Annotated in this window: 28 protein-coding genes and 1 pseudogene; 14 read left to right on the top strand and 15 right to left on the bottom strand. The window is 66.7% G+C overall.

All coding sequences use genetic code 11. The features are described 5' to 3' along the window. Nucleotides 1–94: 94 nt before the first annotated feature. From QAD21_RS15640 to aceE, 3 genes are all read right to left on the bottom strand, one after another. Nucleotides 95–1,003 carry an ACP S-malonyltransferase gene (locus QAD21_RS15640; RefSeq protein WP_137810264.1) on the bottom strand — a complete coding sequence of 303 codons (909 nt, stop codon included), beginning with the start codon at nt 1,001–1,003 and terminating at the stop codon, nt 95–97. Nucleotides 1,004–1,198: 195 nt separating this feature from the next. Next, the gene (locus QAD21_RS15635) at nt 1,199–2,470 is read right to left on the bottom strand and encodes a helix-turn-helix domain-containing protein (protein ID WP_068971890.1); all 1,272 of its coding nucleotides are present in this window, start codon (nt 2,468–2,470) and stop codon (nt 1,199–1,201) included. 78 nt (nt 2,471–2,548) lie between these two features. Further along, nucleotides 2,549–5,428 carry a pyruvate dehydrogenase (acetyl-transferring), homodimeric type gene (aceE, locus tag QAD21_RS15630; protein ID WP_068971526.1) on the bottom strand — a complete coding sequence of 960 codons (2,880 nt, stop codon included), beginning with the start codon at nt 5,426–5,428 and terminating at the stop codon, nt 2,549–2,551. A 151-nt stretch (nt 5,429–5,579) separates the two neighbouring features. Between aceE and QAD21_RS15625 the strand changes: the two genes are divergently transcribed. The 4 genes and pseudogenes from QAD21_RS15625 to QAD21_RS15610 all read left to right on the top strand — a co-directional run bounded on the left by QAD21_RS15625 (nt 5,580) and on the right by QAD21_RS15610 (nt 8,758). Continuing rightward, nucleotides 5,580–6,200 (top strand): hypothetical protein, encoded by a 621-nt coding sequence (locus tag QAD21_RS15625; protein WP_058252049.1) that lies wholly within the window; start codon nt 5,580–5,582, stop codon nt 6,198–6,200. 239 nt (nt 6,201–6,439) lie between these two features. After that, the gene (locus tag QAD21_RS15620; protein WP_280359829.1) at nt 6,440–6,898 is read left to right on the top strand and encodes a DUF3052 domain-containing protein; all 459 of its coding nucleotides are present in this window, start codon (nt 6,440–6,442) and stop codon (nt 6,896–6,898) included. Beyond that, on the top strand, nt 6,858–7,340 hold the full coding sequence (locus tag QAD21_RS15615; protein WP_068971527.1) for a peroxiredoxin: 483 nt from the start codon (nt 6,858–6,860) through the stop codon (nt 7,338–7,340). The genes QAD21_RS15620 and QAD21_RS15615 overlap by 41 nt, the downstream gene beginning before the upstream one ends. A gap of 213 nt (nt 7,341–7,553) precedes the next feature. Then, a pseudogene (locus QAD21_RS15610) lies at nt 7,554–8,758 on the top strand (RtcB family protein). A gap of 105 nt (nt 8,759–8,863) precedes the next feature. On the opposite strand, the gene QAD21_RS15605 reads toward QAD21_RS15610, so the two are convergent. The 7 genes from QAD21_RS15605 to QAD21_RS15575 form a co-directional block, all read right to left on the bottom strand. Then, nucleotides 8,864–9,061: a CsbD family protein gene (locus tag QAD21_RS15605; protein ID WP_068971528.1), complete on the bottom strand. Its 198-nt coding sequence runs from the start codon at nt 9,059–9,061 to the stop codon at nt 8,864–8,866. Nucleotides 9,062–9,144: 83 nt separating this feature from the next. Continuing rightward, the gene (locus QAD21_RS15600) at nt 9,145–9,693 is read right to left on the bottom strand and encodes a hypothetical protein (protein WP_068971529.1); all 549 of its coding nucleotides are present in this window, start codon (nt 9,691–9,693) and stop codon (nt 9,145–9,147) included. Next, nucleotides 9,690–10,286 carry a DUF6286 domain-containing protein gene (locus tag QAD21_RS15595; RefSeq protein ID WP_068971530.1) on the bottom strand — a complete coding sequence of 199 codons (597 nt, stop codon included), beginning with the start codon at nt 10,284–10,286 and terminating at the stop codon, nt 9,690–9,692. The genes QAD21_RS15600 and QAD21_RS15595 overlap by 4 nt, the downstream gene beginning before the upstream one ends. After that, a complete protein-coding gene (locus tag QAD21_RS15590; protein ID WP_068971531.1) occupies nt 10,283–10,828 on the bottom strand; it encodes an Asp23/Gls24 family envelope stress response protein in 546 nt (181 codons plus the stop codon). Before QAD21_RS15590 ends, QAD21_RS15595 begins: the two co-directional genes overlap by 4 nt. Then, nucleotides 10,821–11,000: a DUF2273 domain-containing protein gene (locus QAD21_RS15585; protein ID WP_065630080.1), complete on the bottom strand. Its 180-nt coding sequence runs from the start codon at nt 10,998–11,000 to the stop codon at nt 10,821–10,823. The genes QAD21_RS15590 and QAD21_RS15585 overlap by 8 nt, the downstream gene beginning before the upstream one ends. Next, nucleotides 10,997–11,335, bottom strand: coding sequence for a hypothetical protein (locus QAD21_RS15580; RefSeq protein WP_068971532.1), 339 nt, complete (start codon nt 11,333–11,335; stop codon nt 10,997–10,999). The genes QAD21_RS15585 and QAD21_RS15580 overlap by 4 nt, the downstream gene beginning before the upstream one ends. After that, nucleotides 11,335–11,835: an Asp23/Gls24 family envelope stress response protein gene (locus QAD21_RS15575; RefSeq protein ID WP_068971533.1), complete on the bottom strand. Its 501-nt coding sequence runs from the start codon at nt 11,833–11,835 to the stop codon at nt 11,335–11,337. Before QAD21_RS15575 ends, QAD21_RS15580 begins: the two co-directional genes overlap by 1 nt. A gap of 124 nt (nt 11,836–11,959) precedes the next feature. On the opposite strand from QAD21_RS15575, the gene QAD21_RS15570 reads away from it, so the two are divergent. From QAD21_RS15570 to QAD21_RS15550, 5 genes are all read left to right on the top strand, one after another. Continuing rightward, a complete protein-coding gene (locus QAD21_RS15570) occupies nt 11,960–12,622 on the top strand; it encodes a sigma-70 family RNA polymerase sigma factor (protein WP_068971534.1) in 663 nt (220 codons plus the stop codon). Continuing rightward, the gene (locus tag QAD21_RS15565; RefSeq protein WP_068971535.1) at nt 12,615–13,094 is read left to right on the top strand and encodes a hypothetical protein; all 480 of its coding nucleotides are present in this window, start codon (nt 12,615–12,617) and stop codon (nt 13,092–13,094) included. The genes QAD21_RS15570 and QAD21_RS15565 overlap by 8 nt, the downstream gene beginning before the upstream one ends. Before the next feature lie 517 nt (nt 13,095–13,611). Beyond that, nucleotides 13,612–14,127 (top strand): hypothetical protein, encoded by a 516-nt coding sequence (locus QAD21_RS15560; RefSeq protein ID WP_139115554.1) that lies wholly within the window; start codon nt 13,612–13,614, stop codon nt 14,125–14,127. Between the two features lie 25 nt (nt 14,128–14,152). Next, nucleotides 14,153–15,052 (top strand): hypothetical protein, encoded by a 900-nt coding sequence (locus tag QAD21_RS15555; protein ID WP_068971537.1) that lies wholly within the window; start codon nt 14,153–14,155, stop codon nt 15,050–15,052. A 316-nt stretch (nt 15,053–15,368) separates the two neighbouring features. Then, complete coding sequence (locus QAD21_RS15550) at nt 15,369–16,058, top strand: hypothetical protein (protein ID WP_068971538.1); 690 nt, start codon at nt 15,369–15,371, stop codon at nt 16,056–16,058. Nucleotides 16,059–16,070: 12 nt separating this feature from the next. On the opposite strand, the gene QAD21_RS15545 is transcribed toward QAD21_RS15550, so the two are convergent. The 5 genes from QAD21_RS15545 to QAD21_RS15525 form a co-directional block, all read right to left on the bottom strand. Then, nucleotides 16,071–16,949, bottom strand: a complete 879-nt coding sequence (locus QAD21_RS15545; protein ID WP_068971539.1) for a hypothetical protein — start codon at nt 16,947–16,949, stop codon at nt 16,071–16,073. Between the two features lie 78 nt (nt 16,950–17,027). Further along, complete coding sequence (locus tag QAD21_RS15540) at nt 17,028–17,399, bottom strand: hypothetical protein (protein ID WP_068971540.1); 372 nt, start codon at nt 17,397–17,399, stop codon at nt 17,028–17,030. Beyond that, the gene (locus tag QAD21_RS15535) at nt 17,399–18,001 is read right to left on the bottom strand and encodes a hypothetical protein (RefSeq protein ID WP_068971541.1); all 603 of its coding nucleotides are present in this window, start codon (nt 17,999–18,001) and stop codon (nt 17,399–17,401) included. The genes QAD21_RS15540 and QAD21_RS15535 overlap by 1 nt, the downstream gene beginning before the upstream one ends. Next, the gene (locus QAD21_RS15530) at nt 17,998–18,252 is read right to left on the bottom strand and encodes a hypothetical protein (protein ID WP_068971542.1); all 255 of its coding nucleotides are present in this window, start codon (nt 18,250–18,252) and stop codon (nt 17,998–18,000) included. The genes QAD21_RS15535 and QAD21_RS15530 overlap by 4 nt, the downstream gene beginning before the upstream one ends. A 90-nt stretch (nt 18,253–18,342) precedes the next feature. Next, a complete protein-coding gene (locus QAD21_RS15525; RefSeq protein WP_171011716.1) occupies nt 18,343–19,746 on the bottom strand; it encodes a site-specific integrase in 1,404 nt (467 codons plus the stop codon). 238 nt (nt 19,747–19,984) lie between these two features. Between QAD21_RS15525 and QAD21_RS15520 the strand changes: the two genes are divergently transcribed. The 5 genes from QAD21_RS15520 (at nt 19,985) to QAD21_RS15500 (ending at nt 22,265) form a co-directional block, all read left to right on the top strand. Then, nucleotides 19,985–20,263 carry a hypothetical protein gene (locus tag QAD21_RS15520; RefSeq protein WP_068971544.1) on the top strand — a complete coding sequence of 93 codons (279 nt, stop codon included), beginning with the start codon at nt 19,985–19,987 and terminating at the stop codon, nt 20,261–20,263. A 352-nt stretch (nt 20,264–20,615) separates the two neighbouring features. After that, the gene (locus tag QAD21_RS15515; protein WP_068971545.1) at nt 20,616–20,855 is read left to right on the top strand and encodes a hypothetical protein; all 240 of its coding nucleotides are present in this window, start codon (nt 20,616–20,618) and stop codon (nt 20,853–20,855) included. After that, nucleotides 20,852–21,337, top strand: coding sequence for a hypothetical protein (locus QAD21_RS15510; RefSeq protein ID WP_068971546.1), 486 nt, complete (start codon nt 20,852–20,854; stop codon nt 21,335–21,337). Before QAD21_RS15515 ends, QAD21_RS15510 begins: the two co-directional genes overlap by 4 nt. Nucleotides 21,338–21,457: 120 nt before the next feature. Then, nucleotides 21,458–21,706 (top strand): hypothetical protein, encoded by a 249-nt coding sequence (locus tag QAD21_RS15505; RefSeq protein WP_137811022.1) that lies wholly within the window; start codon nt 21,458–21,460, stop codon nt 21,704–21,706. 262 nt (nt 21,707–21,968) lie between these two features. Beyond that, the gene (locus tag QAD21_RS15500; protein ID WP_280359828.1) at nt 21,969–22,265 is read left to right on the top strand and encodes a nucleoside 2-deoxyribosyltransferase; all 297 of its coding nucleotides are present in this window, start codon (nt 21,969–21,971) and stop codon (nt 22,263–22,265) included. Nucleotides 22,266–22,307 lie beyond the last annotated feature (42 nt).

Below are 22,307 nucleotides of genomic sequence, written 5' to 3'. Positions count from 1 at the left end.
ATTTCCGGAGCGCAGCACGGACGGAGAAGTCCGCGCGCTTGGACACGCCGACATCGAAGCCGACGTTCCGGGGGTCGCGGACCAGCCGCGACCGCTATCCAAGTTCGGTGATCTTCGCGATGTCGCCGGGCTCCTTGAGCGCCAGCGCGGGGGTGCCCTTGAGCTCGCGCTTCGCGATGCCCACCAGCGTCCCCGCCGGGGGAAGTTCCACCAGGGCGTGGGCCGAGTGGTCGCGCAGGTACGCCGAGCACAGATCCCAGCGGACCGGCCTGGTCACCTGTCCCACCAGCTTGGCGAGCGCGTCGGCTCCGTTCGTCACCGGCTGTCCGTCGGAGTTCGACAGCAGGGTCCGGGTGGGATCGGCGGGGGTGATGCGGGCGGCGGCAGCGGCGACCGCGTCCTGCGCCGGGGCCATGAAGTGCGTGTGGAACGCGCCGGCGACCGCGAGCTTGCGGATCCGGGCCTTCTCCGGCGGCGAGGCGATGAGCTCGTCGATCTGCGCGACGGCGCCGGCGGCGACGATCTGCCCGGCGGCGTTGCGGTTGGCGGGGACCAGATCGAGTTCGTCGAGGCGTGCGAGGACGGCCGCCTCGTCGCCCCCGAGGACCGCGGCCATGGTCGTGGGCTGCAGGGCACACGCCTTCGCCATCTCCGAGCCGCGCAGCGCGGCCAGCGTGACGGCCTCGTCGGCCGAGATGACACCGGTGATCGCGGCGGCGGCGAGTTCGCCGACCGAGTGGCCGGCGACCACGGCGTCGGCGGGCAGTTCACCGTGCTTGCGCACCTCGTCGTAGGCCAGCAGTGCGGCGACGACGACGAGTGGCTGGGTCACGGCGGTGTCGGTGATCTCCTCCGCCGTGGCGGTGGTGCCGAGGCGTTCGAGGTCCAGACGGGTCTGTTTGGACCAGGTGGCGATCTGGTCACGCGCGCCCGGCAATTCGAGCCACGGCGTGAGCATGCCGGGTGTCTGAGAACCCTGTCCGGGAGCAAGCATCGAAAGCACGTGACCAGAGAACACCCTTTACCCGCGGGATGTGGGTGTGGAGAAGCATGAAGCTTGTCGCGGGCTTTTGTGGGGTTCCCACAAAGGAGACCTAGAGATCACCTGGTTCGTCACCAGTCTGAGATTTGTTACCGAACTGTGTTCTTAAAGCTCCTATCAGCGGAAACGGTGAATCGGACATGAAACCCGTGTGACTCATGTGGCAGATGATGGCGATTTGTGCCGGAAGTGTGTCAGTCGACCCACCGTCGACGCGACCCTCAGAACGTAGGCGTCGCGCGGGTTAGTTGGGTCACGTCCTGTGATTTCCGAAATTTTCTTCAGTCGGTAGCGAACCGTATTTGGATGGATGTACAGAATTCGGGCGCAGGACTCGACCGAGCCGCCGGAGTCGAGGTAGGCCTCGAGAGTGGTGGTCAGCGTCGCACCGCCCTCGGCGAGCGGCTGGACGAGGGATTCGATCAAAGCGGTCATCGCTGACTCATCGCCATTGAGCGCGCGCTCGGGTAGCAGTTCGAGACTGTGGACCGGCCGCGGTGCGCTCGGCCAGCCGGCCACCGCCTCGATCCCGGCCATCGCCTCGGTGGCACTCGAGTGCGCGCTGCCGAGGTTCGGCATGGTCGGACCGATCACCACCGGACCGTCGGCGAAGTGGGAGAGCAGTGCGCCGACGAACTTCTCGGTCGGACGGGCGGGACCGCTCACGATGGCCACCAGCACCGAACCCTGCACCACCGACAGGGCCGACCGGTCGAAGGACTTGGCCGTGTTGTGGATCGCCAGTGGCACCGACACGTTCTGTTCCGGCGGCGGCGTCCCGACTATCACGGTGGCCGGGGCATCCGAGTCCCAATTGAGCGCCGCTGCGCGAGAGAGCAATTGCGGCCCGGTGTCGCCGCGGACCACCGCGTCGACGACGAGGGCCTCGAGCCGGGAGTCCCACGCCCCGCGCGATTCCGCGGCCGAGGCGTAGATCGCCGCCGCGGCGAAACCGATCTCGCGTCCGTAGCGCAGCACCGACTCGGTCAGCGCACGGAGCTGGGCATCGTTGCGGGCGAGGAGCGGCAGCCACTTCTCGAAGAACTCCATGGCCACGCGGACCATTTCGACGGTCTGCAGCAGCGTGATGCGGCGGGCGAGATCCTGCGGGACCACCTGGAAGGCCTGGACCGTGAACTTCACGTTGCCCTCGGGGTCCTGGATCCACTCGACGAAGTTGACCACCGCGGTCTGCACGACGAGTTGCACACTCGCGCGTTGCGCGGCGTCGAGGTCGGAGAAATAGGGCAGCTGGTCCTGCATCGAATGGACCGCCTCGGTGGCGAGTCGGCCGCTGTACTGCTTGACCCGCCGGAGAAGAGTGTCCGGCAGCGCGTCGTGCACGGTGGCGGGGGCCGGTACGTGCGCGCCCCGCTCACCGAACACGTCAGCCGGTGGCTGCTTCCTGTTCACGCGCGCATCGGACACGACCTCAATCTAGCCCCTCGGCCGGGGTGGGTTCCCCGGCCGAGGGCGAGTGGAGGCCGTGTCCGTCGGCGCGACCGGTCAGGCGACTCCCGGATCGCTGGTCTGCTCGGGTGCGGCCGAGACGTCGTCGATCTGGTACTTGTCGGCGGCCTGCTTGGCCACCGACATCTCGATGTTGCCGTCCCGGGCGAGCGCGACGAGCACCGCGACGACGATGGACTCAGCGTCGACGTTGAAGAACCGTCGCGCCGCCGGGCGCGTGTCGGAGAACCCGAACCCGTCCGTCCCCAGCGTGAGGTAGGTGCCCGGGAGGTATGCCCGGATCTGCTCCTGCACTCCGCGCATGTAGTCGCTGACACCGACGAACGGGCCGGCGGCGTCGGCGAGCAGCTTGGTCAGGTACGCCGGTGCCGGCTCGGCGGCCGGATCACGCAGTACCTCGCGGTCGGCGCGGATCCCGTCCCGGGCGAGCTCGCTCCACGACGTGACCGAGTAGACGTCGGCGCCGACGTTCCATTCCTCCGCGAGCATGTCGGCGGCGCGCAGTGCGTCGGGCATGGTCACACCGGACACGAGGATGTTGGCCGGGTGTTCCTTGCCCTCCGGCGCCTTCTGGAACCGGTACGCACCCTTGACGATGCCGGTCGGGTCGAGTCCCTCAGGTTTCGCCGGCTGACTGATCGGCTCGTTGTAGACGGTCAGGTAGTAGAAGACGTTCTCCGGGTCCTCGCCGAACATGCGCTCCATACCGCTCTCGACGATGTGGCCGAGTTCGTAGGCGAAGGCCGGATCGTAGGAGACGACGGCGGGGTTGGTCGCGGCGAGCAGCGGCGAATGCCCGTCGGCGTGCTGCAGGCCCTCGCCGGTCAGCGTGGTGCGGCCCGCGGTCGCGCCGATGATGAAACCGCGCGCCATCTGGTCGGCGGCGGCCCAGAAGCTGTCACCGGTGCGCTGGAAGCCGAACATCGAATAGAAGATGTACAGCGGGATCATCGGCTCGTCGTGGGTCGAGTACGACGTGCCGACCGCGGCGAAGCTGGCTGCCGACCCGGCCTCGTTGATGCCCTCGTGCAGGATCTGACCCTCCGGGCTCTCCTTGTAGGCGAGCATCAGTTCGGCGTCGACCGAGGTGTAGAGCTGTCCGTTGCGGTTGTAGATCTTGAGGGTCGGGAACCAGGAGTCCATACCGAAGGTCCGCGCCTCGTCCGGGATGATCGGCACGATCCGCTTGCCGACCTCCTTGTCGCGCAACAGATCCTTGAAGACGCGCACGAGCGCCATGGTGGTCGCGACCTGCTGCTTGCCCGAGCCCTTCGCGGTGGCCTTCAGTGCCGAACTCATGTCGGCCTTCAGCACCTTCGCCTTGGTGCGGCGGCTCGGCAGGAAGCCGCCGAGGGTCTTGCGCCGGTCGAGCATGTACTGCAGCTCCGGCGAGTCCTTGCCGGGGTGGTAGTACGGCGGCAGGTACGGGTCCTTCTCGAGCTGCTCGTCGGAGATCGGGATGCGAGTGCTGTCGCGGAAGGCCTTCAGGTCGTCGAGCGTCAGCTTCTTCATCTGGTGCGTCGCGTTGCGGCCCTCGAAGTGCTTGCCGAGCGTATAGCCCTTGATGGTGTGGGCCAGGATGACCGTCGGCTGTCCCTTGTGGGTCATCGCCGCGGCGTAGGCGGCGTGGATCTTGCGGTAGTCGTGGCCGCCGCGCTTGAGGTTCCAGATGTCGGCGTCGGAGAGGTCCTTGACGAGTTCCTTCGTGCGCGGGTCGCGGTTGAAGAAGTGCTCGCGGACGAACGCGCCGTCGTTGGCCTTGTAGGTCTGGAAGTCGCCGTCGGGGGTGGTGTTCATCAGGTTGACCAGCGCGCCGTCACGGTCGGCGTGCAGCAACGAGTCCCACTCGCGGCCCCAGATGACCTTGATGACGTTCCAGCCCGCACCGCGGAAGAACGACTCGAGCTCCTGGATGATCTTGCCGTTGCCGCGCACGGGGCCGTCGAGACGCTGCAGGTTGCAGTTGATGACGAAGGTCAGGTTGTCGAGGCCCTCGGTGGCCGCGAAGCTGGCGAAACCGCGCGATTCCGGCTCGTCCATCTCGCCGTCGCCGAGGAAGGCCCACACGTGCTGGTCGGAGGTGTCCTTGATGCCTCGGTCGTGCAGGTAGTGGTTGAACCGCGCCTGGTAGACGGCATTCATGGGGCCGATGCCCATCGACACCGTCGGGAACTCCCAGAAGTCCGGCATCAGTCGCGGGTGCGGGTACGACGGCAGACCGCCGCCCTCGCCGGCGTGGCTGTGCTCCTGCCGGAACCCGTCCATGCGGGCCTCGTCGATGCGGCCCTCGAGGTAGGCGCGGGCATAGATGCCCGGGGAGGCGTGGCCCTGGATGAAGATGTGGTCGCCGCCGCCGGAATGGTCCTTGCCGCGGAAGAAGTGGTTGAAGCCGACCTCGTACAGCGACGCCGACGAGGCGTAGGTGGAGATGTGGCCGCCCACGCCGACGCCCGGGCGCTGTGCGCGGTGCACCATGATCGCGGCGTTCCACCGGATCATCTGGCGGAATCGGCGTTCGACGTCCTCGTCACCGGGGAACCAGGGTTCGGCCTCGGTGGGGATGGTGTTGACGTAGTCGGTGGAGGTGAGCGCGGGGATCGACACCCGCTTCTCGCCGGCGCGTTCGAGCAGACGCAACATCAGGTACCGGGCGCGACCAGGGCCCGCGGCGTCGAGGAGGGCGTCGAACGAGTCGAGCCACTCGTCGGTCTCGTCGGGGTCGATGTCTGGCAGATAGGACGCGACTCCTTCACGGATGACCCGGACTCGTTGTCCGGCGGCACGTCCGTTCGAGCTGGGGCCGGTGTTCCCGGCGGCGCTCGGCGAGACGTCCTGTGTCGCTTGGTCCATCTGGTTGGTCACGGTGATGCCTACTCCCTCTGACAGGCCGAACTCGGGGTGGTGGTCCGACCGCATGGCGTCGGCACCGCACTCCGATGTGGTGCGGCGCCTACCCTCATCGTGCCCCATGTGGGGTGGCTTGGCACCGGGTGGATCCGTGTCGCGTGTCCCGATCGGCGTGATGCGGTAGCGTCCAGAAACGGTTACTGACCAGTAGGGGGAGTGGATGCCGGATCGAGGAGGCGCGGCCGACGGGCGGCGCCGGGGTCGTGCCGTCCGGTCGGCGACCGCGGCCACGATCGCACTCGGCGCGGCCCTGTCGGGGGCGTGCGCGTCGACCGTCGATGGCGCGGGGGCGCCGGCGCCCGGCGAGGTGGCGGTGTACCGCTCCGAACTGTCCGCCTCGGCGGCCGCGGAGGTGCGTGCCGAGGGTGTCGAGCTCTGCCGCGAGTCGATGGCGTCGATGGTCGTGATGGTCCGCGGGTTCAACGCCTTCGTCGCCCGGCTGAACGCGGCGCAGACCTACGCCGGGGTAGGGGATCTCGACGAGAAGGCACGTGCCAGTCTCATCGCCGGTGCCGACGGGATCCGCCCCAAGATCACCGAGACGTCGCCGGCGGCCGTCTCCACGCCGGCGCGGGCGTTCCTCGCGTCGACCGCGCGCCTCGAGAACGCGATCAGTCGCGAACTGCGTGCCGGCCTGAACCCGGTGTCGAGCGAGTGGTCTCGCACCAAACAGCGCCTGCTCGATGTGTGCGGTACCTACACGCCGCTCCCGGCCACGTCCTCGGCCACACCTCGACCGTCGGTTCCCGCCACGACGTCGGCCGAGCGACCCGGGGGTTGACGCCGCCGTCCGCCTCGCGCCGCTGGGTACGGTTTGTTCCGCCCCGCTGTGGGTAACGATCGGGCGGGTCGGTCACGGAACCGGTGCGAAACGCCCGAAATCCCTGACGGCGTTCGGCTTGCAATGTGAGGCTCTAGGCTGTTGCCTATGCTGACAGGCGAACGGCGTGCGGGAGCGCACGCGGATTCGCCACAGACGACGCACAGAACGATCCACGAATCTTCAGGAGGTCACGCGCGGTGGTAGCCGCCACAGACGGTAGCAACGCCCAGAAACTGGGCTTGACCGCAGGCTTGGTCGTGCAGGAACTCGGCTGGGACGAGGACACCGACGACGAACTGCGCGCTGACATCGAGGACGCGATCGACGCCGAGATGGTCGACGAGGATGCCGATGACGTCGTCGACGTCGTGGTCCTCTGGTGGCGCGACGGCGACGGCGACCTCGTCGACGCCCTCATGGATGCGATCGGCCCGCTCGCCGAAGACGGTTTCGTGTGGGTGTTGTCGCCGAAGACCGGCAAGTCCGGCTACGTCGATCCGAGTGAGATCGCCGAGGCGGCCCCGACCGCGGGACTCACCCAGACGTCGGCCATCAGCCTCGGTGACTGGTCGGCGGCCCGACTGGTCCAGCCCAAGGCCGCGCGGGCAAGAAAGCATGAGCGGTGCTCTGCCTTCTGCGCCCCTGACCGTCGGTGACCGGGCCCCGGATTTCGCCCTGCGCGACCAGAACAACCAGCTCGTGTCGCTGTCGACCCTGCGAGCCGACCGCAACGTGCTCGTCGTGTTCTTCCCGCTCGCGTTCACCGGTACCTGCCAGGGCGAGCTCGGCTACATCCGCGACCAGCAGCCCCGTTTCGACAACGACGACGTGACCACGGTGACCATCTCGGTCGGACCCTCTCCCACGCACAAGGTGTGGTCCGCCGCGCAGGGTTTCCTGTTCCCGCTGCTGTCCGACTTCTGGCCGCACGGCGACACCGCGCGCGCCTACGGGGTGTTCAACGAGGACCGCGGCTACGCGAACCGCGGGACCTTTCTCGTCGATCGGGACGGCACGATCGTCTTCGCCGACATGGTCGGTCCCGGTGAGGTGCGCGAGAACGCGGTCTGGGACAAGGCACTCGGCGTCATCGGCTGACCATCTGCTGTCGACTCGGGTCGGTACATGACGGGTCGCCTGGTGTGTCTGTGTCGCCCGTGAGTCAGTGCTGCGCGCCGTCGTGTCGCCGCGACGGGTGGCGGCGAGAGTTCCGGGTGGCATCGGGAAGAAGAAATACGGTTGCCGCACCGGGGATTCGACGGTGTGATGTGTGGGCCCGCTGACCCGGGCGCACACGAGAGGATGAACTCCATGCCGACCAAGGTGTCGCCCAAGGTGCTGAACTATGCATCGCACGTGGACGACAACACCCTGACCCAAGCGGCCGAGACCGCCCGGTTGCCGTTCGTGCACCCGCACATCGCCCTCATGCCCGACGCACACTTCGGGAAGGGCTCCGCGGTGGGCACCGTCATCCCGACGACCGGCGCGGTGATTCCCGCGGCCGTCGGCGTCGACATCGGCTGCGGCATGATCGCGGTGCAGACGCGCCTGCGCGCCGCGGACATCGACGGAATGGACCTCGGGCGACTGCGGAGGACGATCGAGGACGCGATCCCGCTGTCGCCCGGCAACTACAACCGCGGTGTGGACCGGTTCGAGTTCACCCGGCCACGCATTGATGCCCTCGCCGAACAGGCGACGAAAGACGGTGTCGACCTGTCACATTCGCCGAAGTGGCGGGAGCAGCTGGGCTCGCTCGGCGGTGGCAACCACTTCATCGAGCTGTGCCTCGACGAGGGCGACGTGGTGTGGCTGTTCCTGCACTCGGGTTCGCGGGGCGTCGGCAACAAGATCGCGCAGAAGCACATCAAGATCGCTCAGCGGTTGTGCCGCCAGTGGTGGATCAAGCTGCCGAACGCCGACCTCGCATACCTGCCGCAGGGGACCCCGGAACTGACCGCCTATCTGGGGGATCTGTCCTGGGCGCAGCGGTTCGCGTTCGAGAACCGCGCCGAGATGATGGACCGCTTCGTCGAGGTGTTCGGAAAGTGGTTCGCAGACAACGCCTCCGGTGGCGTCGTCGAGGAAACGGAATCCCTGGAGGTGGACCGGATCAATTGCCACCACAACTACACCGTGCGGGAGACGCACGCGGGCCAGGACGTCTGGCTCACCCGGAAGGGTGCGATCGACGCCCATGAGGGCGTACGGGGCGTCATCCCGGGTTCGATGGGTACACGGTCGTATGTGGTGCTGGCAAGGGGAATCCCGCGGGCCTGTGCTCGGCGCCGCACGGTGCCGGCCGGCGGTTCTCTCGGAGCGAGGCGCGGAGGCGGTTCACCGCCGACGATCTCGCCGCCCGGATGGCGGGGATCGAGTACCGTCACGGCGAGCAGTGGGTCGATGAGATCCCGGATGCGTACAAGGACATCGATCAGGTCATGGCCGACGCCGTCGATCTGGTGGACATCGAGTACACCCTGCGACAGATCCTCAACGTCAAGGGGACGTGACCGACCGTTCCTGGCCGACAACAGGACGAATCCCGAAGGTGCTGGGCGCCCTCGGGATTCGCCCTGTCACCGCTGGCGGGGAGGTTCGGCTGCCGGCGGCGATGATCACTTGCCGGTCAGCTTGTCCTTGATGTTCGACGCGGCATCCTTCACGTTCTCCGCGCCGTCTTTGACGGCCGCGGAGAGCTGATCGTCCTTGCCCTCGCTCTTTAGCTGGTCGTCACCGGTCACATCGCCGGCGGCCTCCTTCGCCTTGCCGGAGAGGTCCTCGGCCTTGTTGCCGACCTTGTCGCTGAATCCCATCGTGTCTTTCCCTTCATTTCTTCTTCGGACGACCGCCCCGGACGAGGCGGTCTGTCGGTCTGTGTGGAGCCATCGGGTCGAGGTCACCTGTCGAGGTGGATCAGAGCCTGGACATGGACTCCGGACTCTCCGAGCGCGGTACGGATGGCGGCGACGGTCTCCGCGACGGGCGCGGTGACCTCGTCGAAGCTCCGATTCGGCGTCGCCGACACCTCGAGCCGGATGATGCTGCGCGACCGGTCGTCGATCGCTCTCGCGGTCACCTTCTGGAACAGCGGGTTCCCGGCCAGTTCCGTCGCTGCCGCGTCCGCGATCAGTTTCGGTGCGACGGTGAGCGCTCCGGTCTGATTGGAACCGACGAGCAGAGCGTCGTCCACTGCGCGGGGCCGTACGTTGGTGGCCAGCAACAACAGGCCCCAGCCGATCGCGATCACGGTGACGCCGGCCAATACCCAGACCCACCGGGACGCCTGCGCGGCGTCGAGAGCGGCACGCTCGTCGAGACGGTCGACCCACCCGGCCACCGGTTGGGCGTCGACCTTCCATGCCACGGCTCCGACGCCGACGATGATGAGCAGCAGCGCCACGAGTCCGACCGACAGCCGATGTGCGGTTGCGGGAAGACGATTCATCGGACGCTCCTCGGTCCTCGATCGCGCACGCGCACCACAACCCGCGGTGACGAGGCGAGATCGGCCGCCACGGCGGCGACCGTGCTGTCGATGAGGGCGCGGTCGGCGACCTGTCTCCGCACCCCGACGGTGCAGGTGACCTTCCGTCGCGTCACCACGGTGGCGGCGTCGAGTACGCCGGGCAGGTCGGACACGGCAGCGCTGCAGCGTCGGGCGACGTCTCCGGGGCGGGTCCACATCCCCTCGCCAGCGGCGAGTTCGAGGTGGGTCCGGCGACGAGGCTTGATCGCGATCCACAGCAGGACGAGGCCTACGAAGATCGACCCGATCGCGGCCGGCCACATCCAATTCTGCCACTGCAGTTCTGCGACCCACTCGGCGGCGGTGACCGACCACGGACGACCATTGAGCCAGCTCGCGTCGACGGCGATGTCGCGTACGGCTGCCGCGCCGAGAGCGAGGAGAGCGAGCCCCAACGCTGCGCCGGCGTTCGCAGCGCCCGGGAGAGCTGCAGGTGGGAAGACGTTCTGGGCGTCGGTGTTCCGTAGGGTCGCGACAGGAGCGGTACCCGATTCGGGTGCGGTCTGCGTCATCGTCGTACCCCCGTGTCGATGCTGATGGTCGGAGTGAATGCGTCGGTGTTGTCCGGGTCGTCGGGGCGCGGGTCGTTGTCGCGAATGTGGGCGTCAACGTCGTCGTATTCGGGCTCGTCGGAGACCGGCGGCAGGTCCACGTAACCCTTCTGCAGGCGCCGGATCGCCTGTCGTGACTCGAACTTGGACACCGTCACGTCGACGCGAAGCGGAACGATCCCGGCGAGTCGCTCGACCTCGGCGGCGACGTGATCGCGTGTGGTGCGGGACACCTCGGCGACCGCGCACGGCCATTCGAGGGCGAGGGACAGGGTGATCCTGGCGCCGCCCGCACGAACGGCCGCGTCGGGAAAGTTCCGCTCACCGACTCCCAGTACCGACCCGACGCCACCGCGATGGCGGACGACCCCCGGGATGTCGAGAGCCGCTCGGGCCGCGATCTTCTCGATCACGCGATCGGCGACGGTGAGCGTGCCGGGCGGCGAGTCACCCGCGGTCGGGTGAGCATCCCGGGCGGGCCCGCCGGATTCGTGCTCAGCCACGACCCCGGCTCCGCAGGAGTGCGCCCAGATCGATGGTGCCGTCCCGGTTGAGTCCCAGCACGAGTCCCGCGGCGCCGAGCACGATGGCCAGCAGGAAACCGGCCAGCCCGCCGGCGACGGCGGCCAGAGCGAGGAGCAGGCCGGCGAACAGGCCCACGATCGCGTTGTTTATTGCGCTTCACCATCTTTCGGAGTCGGCTTCGAGCTGACGCTGATGTCTGCCACGGTCACCGTGACGGGTCTCGCGGCGAGCTCCTCGGTGACATCGCGTACCCGCGCGGCAGTGCCGTGGAGGTCGTACGCTGCGTCGACGACGATGTGGACCTCGCCGTGGTCGTCGGCGAGGGACACGCCCGGGACCCGACGCCCGGGGAGATACGTGGCGATTTCCCCGAACAGGCCGTTGTGCAGGTCACGGACGCCCGGTACGGCGAGGACGGCGGTGGCGAGGCGTTCCGCCAGTGGGCCCCCGTCGCCGGTCCGCGCCGCCGGGAGGTCCGACGTCATCACTGGACCCGCGGGGTGGTGTTCGACTCCTGCTCGTCGTCGCCGAACGCGATGTCGTGCACGGTGATGTTGACCTCGGTGACCTCGAGACCCGTCATCTGCTCGATCGCCGAGACCACATTCCGTCGAATGGCCGCTGCGAGTTGATGAATCGCGACGCCGTACTCGGCCACGATCGAGACGTCCACGGCGGCCTGACGCTCGCCGACCTCGACCTCGATACCCTGGGTGGTGCTCACCGTCGTGCCCGGCAGGACGTCGCGGACCCGGCCGACCACGCGCTCGGTGGTGCCGCCCAGGTCGTGGACACCGTCGATCTCGCGTGCGGCGATCCCGGCGACCTTGGCGACCACGATGTCGGCAATGGAGGTGCGTCCCCGGTCGCCCGACGGATCACGGCGGGCGAGGGCACGGCCCGCGGCGCCGTCGGTGCGCGTGGCGTCGACGGTGGTGGCTTCGTCCTTGGTGGCGTCCTTGCTGGTGGTGGCGCTTGCGGACATGTCGAACTCCTTCGGTCGTCGTGTCTTCTTCGTAGACGGACCGTGTTCGGATGATGCGCGATCGCAAAGGCTGTTCACGATCCGTCTGTAAGGTCAGTCGGGACGGACGGGGGGAGTTGCACGCATGAATACCGGTGATTCAGCTCACAGGGAGCCGCCCGACCTAGTTGGACTCGACCTCTCCCAGCTCGGTGATGACGAACTCGCCGGCGCGGCGGCCGTCGGCGACACCGAGGCGTTCGACGTGCTCGTCCGGCGCGTGACCCCGGGTCTGCTGCGATTCATGCTGCGGATGGTCGACAGTCAGCAGACCGGCGAGGACCTCACGCAGGAGACCTTGCTCGACGCGTGGAAGGGGCTGCCCGACTTCGCTTTCCGGAGCAGCTTCCGTACCTGGATGTTCGCCATCGCGCACCGCAAGGCGGTGGACCACCACCGCCGCCGACGCGACGTCCCGTTCGACGACGAGCGGTTCGCCGAACTCGAGGCCGCCGGACCGCTGCCCTCCGACATGGCCGAACGGAGTCTGCTCATGGATGCGCTGCGCGCCGAATTGGGCAACCTCCCCGCCAATTCGCGCGCCGCGTGGTGGCTGAAGGAAGTCGAGGGGCTTACGCTCGAGGAAATCGGACAGGTGTTGCGCATCACCACGGGATCGGTGCGCGGTCATCTCCAACGGAGCCGGAAGTTCCTGTTGACCCGTTTGGCGCCGTGGAACCCTGGTAAACCGAGAATCACACCGACGGAGACCGTCGACGACGCGGAGGGAGGCGAGGTCGGTGCCTGACAAGCACGGACGCGACTTCGAGGCCACCGACGTTGCCGACGCCTGGCTCGTCGAGGCGACACAGCAGATCGCCGCCGACGAACCCATCGGTGACGTCGATCGGCTGATCACCTCGATCTCGGGCAGCCTGCAACGGATTCGGCGGCCGGCTCGGACCCTGGCGACCGACGAACTGCGCGTCAACACGAGCGACCGCGTCGTCAAACAACTCATCGCCGTGCGTACCCGCCGCGAACTCGGCCGCCTGACGGTCTTCGCGTCGGTCGACGGCACCGGTGACACCGTCGACGGTGTGCGCGTCGGCCTGATCGCTCGGTACGCCGACGACCTGACCGCGCTCTCCGACGAGGTGCGCGACATCGTCGACGACGTGCTGATCGACACCCTCGGGACCGAGAGCAGTGCTGCCGCCCGACGCAACATCTCGGTGCGCTGGCAGGACGTCTACACGCGGGAGTGGTTGAGCCGGTAGCGATTTCACGGATAGGAGTCGCGCTGGGCGCGGGTCTGAGCTACGAAATCGGGGGAGTGCGCGCAAAGGGATTCGAACCCCTGACCGCTGGTGTGTAAGACCTCTGGTCTCGGCGTTTGCAACCAAGTGACTCCAATACCCAACAAGTACCCTCAACACCGCACATAGGCAACGCGCACAACGGATTAGCCCGCCGAGACCAGTGAGAACAAGCAACACCAACAACCACCCAAACACACCCGAATAACTGGGTACTGCGGTCTCACTGCGGTCTCTGCGGTCTCCGCCGCCGTGCTGCCCCGGTCACGACTGCCGCGCGCGCCGCGCGCAAGCTCCGGGCGCCCGCGAAAATGTGGGAGCAAACCAATTCACTTGTGTCAGAGCAAGACACAACAACAACCCACACCCCACACCACCAGCGATTATCTGAGGTTGCTCAAGCTCAGGACACGAAACCGACACGCCGACAACAGAACTCACACTCGCGCGCGCGTACGCGAGGACGTATGGTCAGCCCATGACTCGACGTCACCGCGAACCGCAACCAACGGCCCTCCTGGCCGACTGGGACCCCTTCCCCCGCGACGTCCTGCCTGGCCCGCACCCCCTCCCGCCCGAACACCCCCTCGTGGGGCTCCTGGACCAAGCCCTCACCCGCGACGGCTGGAGCGAACAAATCCAGCAGGCCATGAGCGACCCCGCCCTCCTGCAATGGACCGTCATCCTCCGCACCGCCGCCAACCGCGCCAAGATCGCGTGGCGCACCGGCGCCACCCCGGACGACCCACGATTCGCCGCCTGGCGCACCCAAACCCTCCAGGCCCTCGCCGACGTCTCAACGCCCGACCAGCGCCACCCCAACGGCGCCCTCGCGAAGTATCTGCGCTACCGGCTCACCACGACCCCCGCGCGACCCGCCACCGGCCAGCGAGCCATCTCAGCCAGCATCCGCGCAGAGGCGATGCTCGCCGCCACCAGCGGAGACCCGCGCACCGCCGCGAACATCACGCGGCTACTCATCCGCAGCGACTAGCCACCGACCACAGGAGCCCTCACAGATGACCAAGCGCAACCCCGGAGTCCGCTACCACCCGGCGCGACCGCTCGACAGCGCGCAACAGGTGCTCGACGGCCTCGACAAACTCCTCGCCGAAGCCGCCGAACACGGCATCCAGCCCACCAAAGCCGTCGCCGCGACCCGCGAAGCCCTCGCCGACGTCATCCTCGAAGAGGCACAGACCGACAGCGAGATCGCCGACGTTGCCCGCCACCTCGACGGCGCCGCCGACGACGCCCTCGACGCCCTTGCGCGCGAAGACGCCACCCCCCAACAGCGCAGCGAAGCCGCCGCCCGCGTCATCTCCGGAGCGACGCCACAGACCGCGCGGCAACTGACCAAAATGCGCAACCAAAACAAGTTCCGCCGCGCCCGCGAGGCCCATAATCACCTGCACCGCCTTGGCGACGCTCTCGTCGTCGACCTCCTCCGACCGTGGGCGCTGGCCATCGTCACCGAGCTAACCGAGGAGCCCCACACAATCGCCGACCACGTCGTCGCGGGGAAGTGGCAGGGGATCATGGCCGCAGAGGAATTCCGGCAGGAACACTCGATCATGGCCGACGACATCCGACGCTGGACCAGCATGCCGAGCCGCCACTCGCTGGAGTACCGGCGACTCCGCGCGATTCAACTCGTCGCCGAGTTCGAACATTTGACCAACGTCACCGACGAGTTGCGCCGACGCGGAATCCTGCCCGACCTCGACCCCGAGCAAACCACCGCGACATCGGCCTCGCTCTACTTCCAGGACCCGACCAAGCTCGCCGACGCCGCCTCCGTCGGCGCCCGCACCGTCCTGTGGTTGTGCCAAGGCATCATCGCCGGATCCGGGCCGACCATCCGCACTGCCGCCGAAGCGGTCTCGGCACACAAGGAGGCCCCCGCAATGGCCAACTGAGAACTTGGGACGACCGTTCCTCCGGTTCGCGGGCCACGTCAACGGGACCGACGAACCTGTAAGGGGGCCAGCGCCAGACGCGACCACGCAGCCCGCGTCCCGGCAGCTTGGGCGGTACCTATCGACCTTCGCCCTCGACGTCCCCTGCGGTCGTCCCTTCCAAGCCCCGTCGCCTGGCCAATAGAACCGAGTGCGTGCCAAACCCCACCTCTCCGGGGCGGACAGCTAACCGAAGTAACTCACTCACCCTCGGTCAGGCGGCGGGCCAAACCCTCCACCAGGCGACAGCCTGACAACTAGCAACTTAGGAGCCACCATGGCCGACATCCTCGACGCACTAACCATCGAAGAGGGCAGCGGCCCATGGACCCGAGGCCCGCGCGTCATCGACCGCCCCGACCGCAACATCTCGACCGCCCTCGTCGACGTCTGCTCACCCGCGTACCCGCTTCCGGTCATCGAAGAGCCCGAGCCCCTCGGCGACGAAGCGCGCCCCATTGCCGCACTCGCGTATGCGGTCGTGCCGACCCGGTGCGAGCCCGCCGAGTACGAAGCCGCCGTCACGACCGCGATGGCCCGCTCGACCCCGTACCAGGCCGCGAAACTCCTCTGGCACGGCAGCGACGTCGAAGACGCGGATGACCCGTTCATCGCACACACCGACGTCCAGACCATCGCCGCACAAGCCGACCCCGTCGACACCGTCGCCGCCCTCATCAACGCCGCCTACGCGCGCCATCCGTGGATTGCCCCGGTCCTGCACGTAGGCACCGCCATGGCCCTCCGTCTAGCGCTCGCGCTCAACAGCAGCGGAATCCCCTGGGTCACCTCACCGGCCTACCCGCTCAACGGTCTCGCCGTCACCGACCGCGAGTCGCTCAAGATCCTCTTGTCGCCCATCGAGAGCACCGCCTCCGTGCAGATCGACGTGAATCGCAAGCAGATCGAACTCAGCCGGTTTGTCTCCGTCGAATTCGACCTCACCAAAACCACACGCGTGGAGTAACTTTCACCCTTCTCACCACGACGCAGCCTCGTCCGGTTCCTCGTCGACGATCACGCCGTCGATGACATCGTCGGATGGCAACTGCTCAGGTGCGACATCCTCGGCCACCGGAGGTAAAGAGAACTTCGACAGGTTCGCGCCAAGTTCGCGCACCTCTGTCACCACCGTGTTAGCGCTGTCCAGCACCCCAGCGAACCCACTCACGACATCATCAGCGGTGGCCAAGCAAGTCAGGGTGATCCCCACCGCGTAGACCAACTTCGCCTTCGCACTAGGCCCGGTCGTCGGCTTCATCGCCTCCGTAGACCCCGCCGTCACCAGCTTCCCCGCCGCATCCTTGACCGGAGCAACCCCGAACAAGCCAACGGACTCCATCAGCCATTGCAGCTCTTCGATCTTCCGCCGTAGATCGCGCACGACCGGCTCCGGTAAGCCCGCGTCGGTGAGCACCGCATTCCAATGCTCCAAGATTCCAGCGAAACCCCTCTGGGTCGTCGCGTCCCACCGACCGCCTCCGACGCGCATGGCCTCAAGGGTGGTCCCCAGATGTCCGAGAGGTCGGATCTCATTCGGACCCGCAATCTCTTTCCCGGCACACGACCAGTCCTGACTCGGCGCGAACGCCCCGTGCCACGACGGTAGGTAGACATCGAAGTGCTCGCTAAGGTTCGGATCGCTCTGCACAATCAGCCTCACGTGATCGAGCAAGTTGAGAGTCTGGGCGTGACACCTGAGAAACTCCGTCGAACCAAAGGGCACATCCCCGAAGGCACTCACCATCGACGCGTAAAACGAAGCACCGTTGTTCTTCAGATAGACGGTCTTTGCGATCCGGTAGAGAGCGGTGGCGGGATTACTGGGATGGACGACCTCGTCGGTTTCTTCTGTCATGCAATTGAGTATGTCCGGCCACACCCACAGAACGATGCACAAGTCGCGTGCCTGTGGATAGATCAATCCACAGCCGCGCTAGACAGCCTCGGAGTAGCAGAACCCCAGAGCCCCCGGACCCACGACACCAAGCCGATCCCGGAACCAACAGACCACCGCATCACCGACGAGACCGACGTCGGCACTCAAGAGCACGCCATCCGAGGCCAAGTCATTTACGGACCAGGTATCCGGCTCCAGGTCCTCGACGACAACCTCATCGACGAGAGCCACCCTCGACAACCGCAGAATCCAACCACCCTCAACCCGCATGACATCCGCGCAGTCAACAAGCTCGTCATCCTCGACAGCCTCACCGTCACCGATGTCGAGAATGTCGCCGTCGTCCATCGTTTCGAGGCTCTCAATGAGCCAGCGCCGCATGTGATCCCAGTCCTGACGCACCTTCATCAACGAACACCCGCCCGCAACTCCGCGTGAACCGCGCTCATCCGGTCCATAGACGCCCGCGACCGACGCATCTCTTCAAGTATGGCCGCGCGCTGCATCTCGCCGGTCATCTTCGAGGCGCTGGCCATGATCGGCGTCAGTTCCCTCGACCTCCGCCGTTCCGCCAAAATCTCCTCGATGAGTTCAGCCTCACGCGCCGCGACAACATCACGCCGAGTGGCGCGAGCGATCCGCCGCGCACCGAGGACAGCCGCCCTCGACGGCACAGAAGGACGCGCACGCTCGACCGGCTCGTCGCATAAACCCGAAGCCGCAGCTTGTCGCCGAACTTCCTCGGCGTCCCAGCGCGCGACCTCCTGAGCGATCATCGACCGCACGGTGAGTTCACGGAGCACCGGACGCCGCCGCGACCGCGACCGGGCGCCCAACTGCGCACGCAACGCCCGATCCAGCGTCCAGACACCGCCGCGACGCCTGTAGATGACCGGGCCAGGCTCAACCTTCACCATGCCGATCACAAGGGATTCGTCCGACGCATGGACGAGGGCGAAGACGCGGTCACGCGGGCCGACGCCCGCCGACGTCGGCGCTGGCCCGCTCATGTCGCCGCATCCCATCGCCAGGCGTCCGGCTTGTCGAAGTCCACGAGAACCGCATACCGCCCGCCCTCGTCGTCGCTGGCCACCCGGAACGACCCTGTATAGCCCCGCGCCCGCAACGCCTTGTGGACGCTCCCATCGGCGAACGAGACGCCATCGGGCAGAGGTAGCCGATGACCGGATGGTGTGCCCCGGTTCTGCGCCGCGCGCATCCGGGCCAGCATCGCGGCGTCGCCGCGTGTCAGCTCACCCATGACGCCAACCGCCCGCCACAGCGGCCCCCGCACAACGCAGAACGCTGACCGGGTCCGAAGACCCGGCCAGCGCTAGGAAACTCTCAGCCGTCATGCGCCGATTGTATCTACCTTTGTGTCAACCGCCGAGCCCTTAGTGACCACGAGAACTTGCCCACCCGCGCGCTCGCCCATGAGCTTCACGTACTCGCGATCCCACGACTCACCGATCAGGCTTAGATCCTCCGCGAACAAGTCCGAGTAGATGTCGAGGGTGATGCTCGCGCGGCTGTGTCCCAACTGCCGTTGGACCTGGTGAACGTGCATCCCTCGTCGCACCATTTCCGCTGCCGCCGTATGCCGCAAATCATGCGGAGTGATGAGCGGATCACCCTCGGCATCAACGAATCCCGCCGCAATCACCGCAGGCGCAAAGCGTCGCGTCGCCCAGTTCTTTCGTCGTAGTGGCTTCGATTCGCCCTTTGCTTTACGACCACCCTGTTGGAACACGAAGGACTGCGGACTCCGGCCCCCGCACACCGCCCGCAGCCGGTCTGTGATGAACGCCGAGAGGCTGACTTGGCGCGGCTTGCCAGACTTGGGGGAGCCGAGCTTCACACCCTCTGAGGTCTCCACCGCGTTCAACCGGATCCACGCGGTCCGACCGCCGAAATCAATTTCCCCGATCTGCAAACCCGCCGCCTCGCCGAAACGCAAGCCCACCTCGGCGAGTAGGAGGAGCAGGGTTTCATTCTCCGTGTCGCCATCCTCACCGACCATCGCCGCCGCCAACTCGAACACCTGAGACGACGTCAGATATACCCGGCGCTCCATCGCTTCGCGGTTCGCCTTCGGCAGCTCGACATCTCGACAAGGGTTGCGGCGCAGACGGCCCGCCTTGACCGCAGCGTTGCAGATACCCGACAGCACCACCAAGCACTCCGAGACCGACGACCGACTCAACCCCTTGTCCCCGGTAACCGTCGCCGCACGACCGCTCGACAACGAACCGACCCACGCCGCGATGCCCTCGAAGTCGAGATCCACCAAGGCCACATCACCCCAGCGCGGCAGAATGTGCGCGTTGTAGCGATTGCGGTAACTCGACGCCGTCGACGCCGCCTTCGTCGCCAAGTACGGCAACCACACGTCCTCGGCGAACTCGGCCACCGTCATCGCACTGCGATCCGCGCGCACGTACTCATGCCGAGTCACGTCAGCCATTTGATCGTCTAACCACCGCTGAGCGTCACCCTTGGTCGCGAACCCCTTACCCACCTCACGACCATCCCGCGCAACGAAACGTGCCTGCCAGCGAAGCCCCTTACCGTGCCGCGCAGTAGGGGAGAACTTCGACGCACAAGCCCCACCACAACGCTCACCCTCTGGCAGTGCTGTCCGCGAGTGCCAGCGGTCCAGCACACCGCTTCTCACGTTGCGCTTGGTCTTCGCCGCCGTCGTCTTCGTAGCCATCGGGATCCCCATCGTCTGCACCGGAGTTGCTTGGTTGTCCACAGAATACCTCACATTGACCGCTGGTGTTACTGCGGTCTCAAACAAATCTCGAACCCTCCACCGACGCTGCAAATAGCCAACTAAAGGCCAAATCCCCAGGAGCACAACGGCTAGTTGCACAAGCCCCGGACATAGTGCCTGGTCAGAGGTGGTTTTGGTGCTGGACAAACTCGCACAGTCAGGCGTAAACATGTCCCCACAACAGAGCAACACCAACCAACTAGGAAGTTGTAAAAGCATGGGACACAACGACAAACGCCCAACACCGACGATCATCGCGCGGCCCGTCATCACCGACCCCGACGAGGTCGACGACAACACCCCGGATTCGCGGATGGTCTCCGTCGACGTCGCCTCCGCGCTCACCGGCTTCTCCGTCGGCTCCCTGCGCACCATGCGCAACCGCAAGTCTGGCCCGCCGAGCTTCGTGCTGCGCCACAAGCTCGTATACCGGCTGGGGGATTTGCGCGACTACTTGACCGAGACGTACACCTCGACCCTCGTCACCGAGGCCTGAGGCGCCGGGGAGTGCCGGATTACAACCGCCGCGCCCGGACCCCTCCGCCGCGTGCCGTGTCCGCCAACGGGAGCTGCATCGGCCACGCCGACCGATTCGACCTTGACATCCTTCCAGGCGAGACCACATGGCAGCGGCGACAGCGCCTGGCCAACGCCGAAGCCACCTGCGCCCGCTGTCCAGTCCTGGCCGCATGCCGCCGTTGGGCGCAATCCCAACCGACGAATTCGTTTCACGGTGTGGTTGCGGGACAACGGTTTCGGTCACATTGGTACCCGAAGACGTCATCGAAGAAGCCCGCCTAATGAAACGGCCCGCGCCCCCTAGGGAAGCGCGGACCGCAGGAGCCGTCATGCGCAACGACCACCCGATTGTATCAGCCCTTGTAGCAACTGACCTCGTCGATCTCGCCCGAGTCGACTCGGCGACCTACCGCCGCCGTCAGGAATCCGCCCGAAGCGTCGTCCGCATCACCGGCGCGCCCGAGGTACTCGCCGACCTGCGCGCCCGCCTCGACGAAGCGCTCGCCGCCACCGACCCCGCCCGCGCCGCCGTTGCGCTGGCCTCGACCATTGGGGAGATCACCCGATGACCGACAAGAGCAAACCGCCCCAGGACGTCGACTACTCCATCGCGTCGCAGCTTGTGTGGTGGGCCGACGACACCACCTCGTCATACCGCGACGACGGCGAAGACCACTACGAACTCGCCCGCCCCAACGACTACGTCGACGACCCGACGCGGCTCCGCCCGGTACTCGTCGCGCTTCTCCAGCGCCTACGTCAAGAGTTCCAGGACGCCCCGACGCGCAACCAGCTCCGCGTCATCGCCGCCCTGCGCGCCGCATGCAAGAACGCACCCCGCGACTTCGACCGCCGCGACATGCTTCTCGCCGCGATGACCATTCTCACCGTCCTCCGAGGCGCCCCCACCGACCTCGGAGACGACCTCATCGCACGACGCCTTGTGCCCGTCGCCGCCATCGCCGCCGACATCGTGGTCGGCCTCATCGGCACCGAAGCCGAACGCCGCGACCAAGGCCTACCGCCCGATCCGCACGCGATCATCGACTGAGTGCATAGTGTCCTGAGTTTGATTAATTGCCAACGCGCACAACGACTCTGGTGATTGAAACCCGATGAGACCGGGCGTACTGTCCAAGGAAAGCCCGAACAAGACAAGGAACGATCAGAAATGCCCATGCGAGCCCCCACCACGCCAATCGAACGCGAGCTACGGCTTGCCCACAGCCACTACGCGAATGCTCACGGTCGGCCCGACGCTGACGAACTCCGACGGCAGGTGAAGGTGCTGCGCGCCCTCAACGCCCTCGACAAAGGCCTGTCCGACCTGGCGATGACCGAGACCGAGCGCGGACGGTTCTTCGCCCTCCTCGCCGGTGCGACCGTGATCGACGAGACCGAAACCGAGGTCGCAGCATGACGACACGCACGCGGATCTACCTCGCAGGAAAAATTGACAAGAACGACTGGCGACACGACGTTGTCCCAGGTCTACATGGCGCGACCTACTACGAGAGCGACCGGCACTATGACCTCCCGACATGGCCAACGCTCCCGATCAACGATCACTACGCCTACGTCGGCCCCTACATGACCTCTGACGACCACGGTTGCGCCCACGGCAGCAGCATGCACGGCAACGGCACCGACTCCTGTTGCTCGCACCAGATAGCCCCACAGCCATGCGTCGAATCATCAAGGGCCGATGCATCCAGGCCATCCGAGACTGTGACCTGTTCTTCGCCTGGCTTGGCCACGACGACGCACTCAGCGCATACGGAACGCTCAGCGAGATCGGCTACGCCGCCGCGCTCGACAAGCGAATCGTCATCGGAACCAACTGCGCCGCGCGCTACTGCACATGCCCACAGGACAACCTCTGGTTCGCAAAGCTCTTCGCACGCGACGAGGCCCTAGTACACGCCGATAGCGCCCCGGCGGCACTAGAGCACGTCTTCAACGGACGCGTGCCCGTCTAGCCCGAGCAGCTCCGCCGCTCACTCCCACCACCCCCAGGCCTC

This window comes from Gordonia sp. SMJS1 (genome assembly GCF_029866425.1).
GTDB lineage: Bacteria > Actinomycetota > Actinomycetes > Mycobacteriales > Mycobacteriaceae > Gordonia > Gordonia hongkongensis.
Note: the sequence above shows the minus strand (reverse complement) of the source record. Positions and strands in the feature narration are given on the sequence as shown.

Coding starts and splice junctions, on each gene's coding strand:
- QAD21_RS15520 (WP_068971544.1), top strand. CDS start 19,985: ATGGGACACAACGACAAACGCCCAACACCGACGATCATCGCGCGGCCC.
- QAD21_RS15505 (WP_137811022.1), top strand. CDS start 21,458: ATGCCCATGCGAGCCCCCACCACGCCAATCGAACGCGAGCTACGGCTT.
- QAD21_RS15615 (WP_068971527.1), top strand. CDS start 6,858: ATGAGCGGTGCTCTGCCTTCTGCGCCCCTGACCGTCGGTGACCGGGCC.
- QAD21_RS15535 (WP_068971541.1), bottom strand. CDS start 18,001: ATGAGCGGGCCAGCGCCGACGTCGGCGGGCGTCGGCCCGCGTGACCGC.
- QAD21_RS15545 (WP_068971539.1), bottom strand. CDS start 16,949: ATGACAGAAGAAACCGACGAGGTCGTCCATCCCAGTAATCCCGCCACC.
- QAD21_RS15570 (WP_068971534.1), top strand. CDS start 11,960: ATGAATACCGGTGATTCAGCTCACAGGGAGCCGCCCGACCTAGTTGGA.
- QAD21_RS15530 (WP_068971542.1), bottom strand. CDS start 18,252: ATGGGTGAGCTGACACGCGGCGACGCCGCGATGCTGGCCCGGATGCGC.
- QAD21_RS15560 (WP_139115554.1), top strand. CDS start 13,612: ATGACTCGACGTCACCGCGAACCGCAACCAACGGCCCTCCTGGCCGAC.
- QAD21_RS15555 (WP_068971537.1), top strand. CDS start 14,153: ATGACCAAGCGCAACCCCGGAGTCCGCTACCACCCGGCGCGACCGCTC.
- QAD21_RS15575 (WP_068971533.1), bottom strand. CDS start 11,835: ATGTCCGCAAGCGCCACCACCAGCAAGGACGCCACCAAGGACGAAGCC.
- QAD21_RS15550 (WP_068971538.1), top strand. CDS start 15,369: ATGGCCGACATCCTCGACGCACTAACCATCGAAGAGGGCAGCGGCCCA.
- QAD21_RS15605 (WP_068971528.1), bottom strand. CDS start 9,061: ATGGGATTCAGCGACAAGGTCGGCAACAAGGCCGAGGACCTCTCCGGC.
- QAD21_RS15595 (WP_068971530.1), bottom strand. CDS start 10,286: ATGACGCAGACCGCACCCGAATCGGGTACCGCTCCTGTCGCGACCCTA.
- QAD21_RS15510 (WP_068971546.1), top strand. CDS start 20,852: ATGACCGACAAGAGCAAACCGCCCCAGGACGTCGACTACTCCATCGCG.
- QAD21_RS15500 (WP_280359828.1), top strand. CDS start 21,969: ATGCGTCGAATCATCAAGGGCCGATGCATCCAGGCCATCCGAGACTGT.
- QAD21_RS15580 (WP_068971532.1), bottom strand. CDS start 11,335: ATGACGTCGGACCTCCCGGCGGCGCGGACCGGCGACGGGGGCCCACTG.
- QAD21_RS15540 (WP_068971540.1), bottom strand. CDS start 17,399: ATGAAGGTGCGTCAGGACTGGGATCACATGCGGCGCTGGCTCATTGAG.
- QAD21_RS15600 (WP_068971529.1), bottom strand. CDS start 9,693: ATGAATCGTCTTCCCGCAACCGCACATCGGCTGTCGGTCGGACTCGTG.
- QAD21_RS15625 (WP_058252049.1), top strand. CDS start 5,580: ATGCCGGATCGAGGAGGCGCGGCCGACGGGCGGCGCCGGGGTCGTGCC.
- QAD21_RS15515 (WP_068971545.1), top strand. CDS start 20,616: ATGCGCAACGACCACCCGATTGTATCAGCCCTTGTAGCAACTGACCTC.
- aceE (WP_068971526.1), bottom strand. CDS start 5,428: ATGCGGTCGGACCACCACCCCGAGTTCGGCCTGTCAGAGGGAGTAGGC.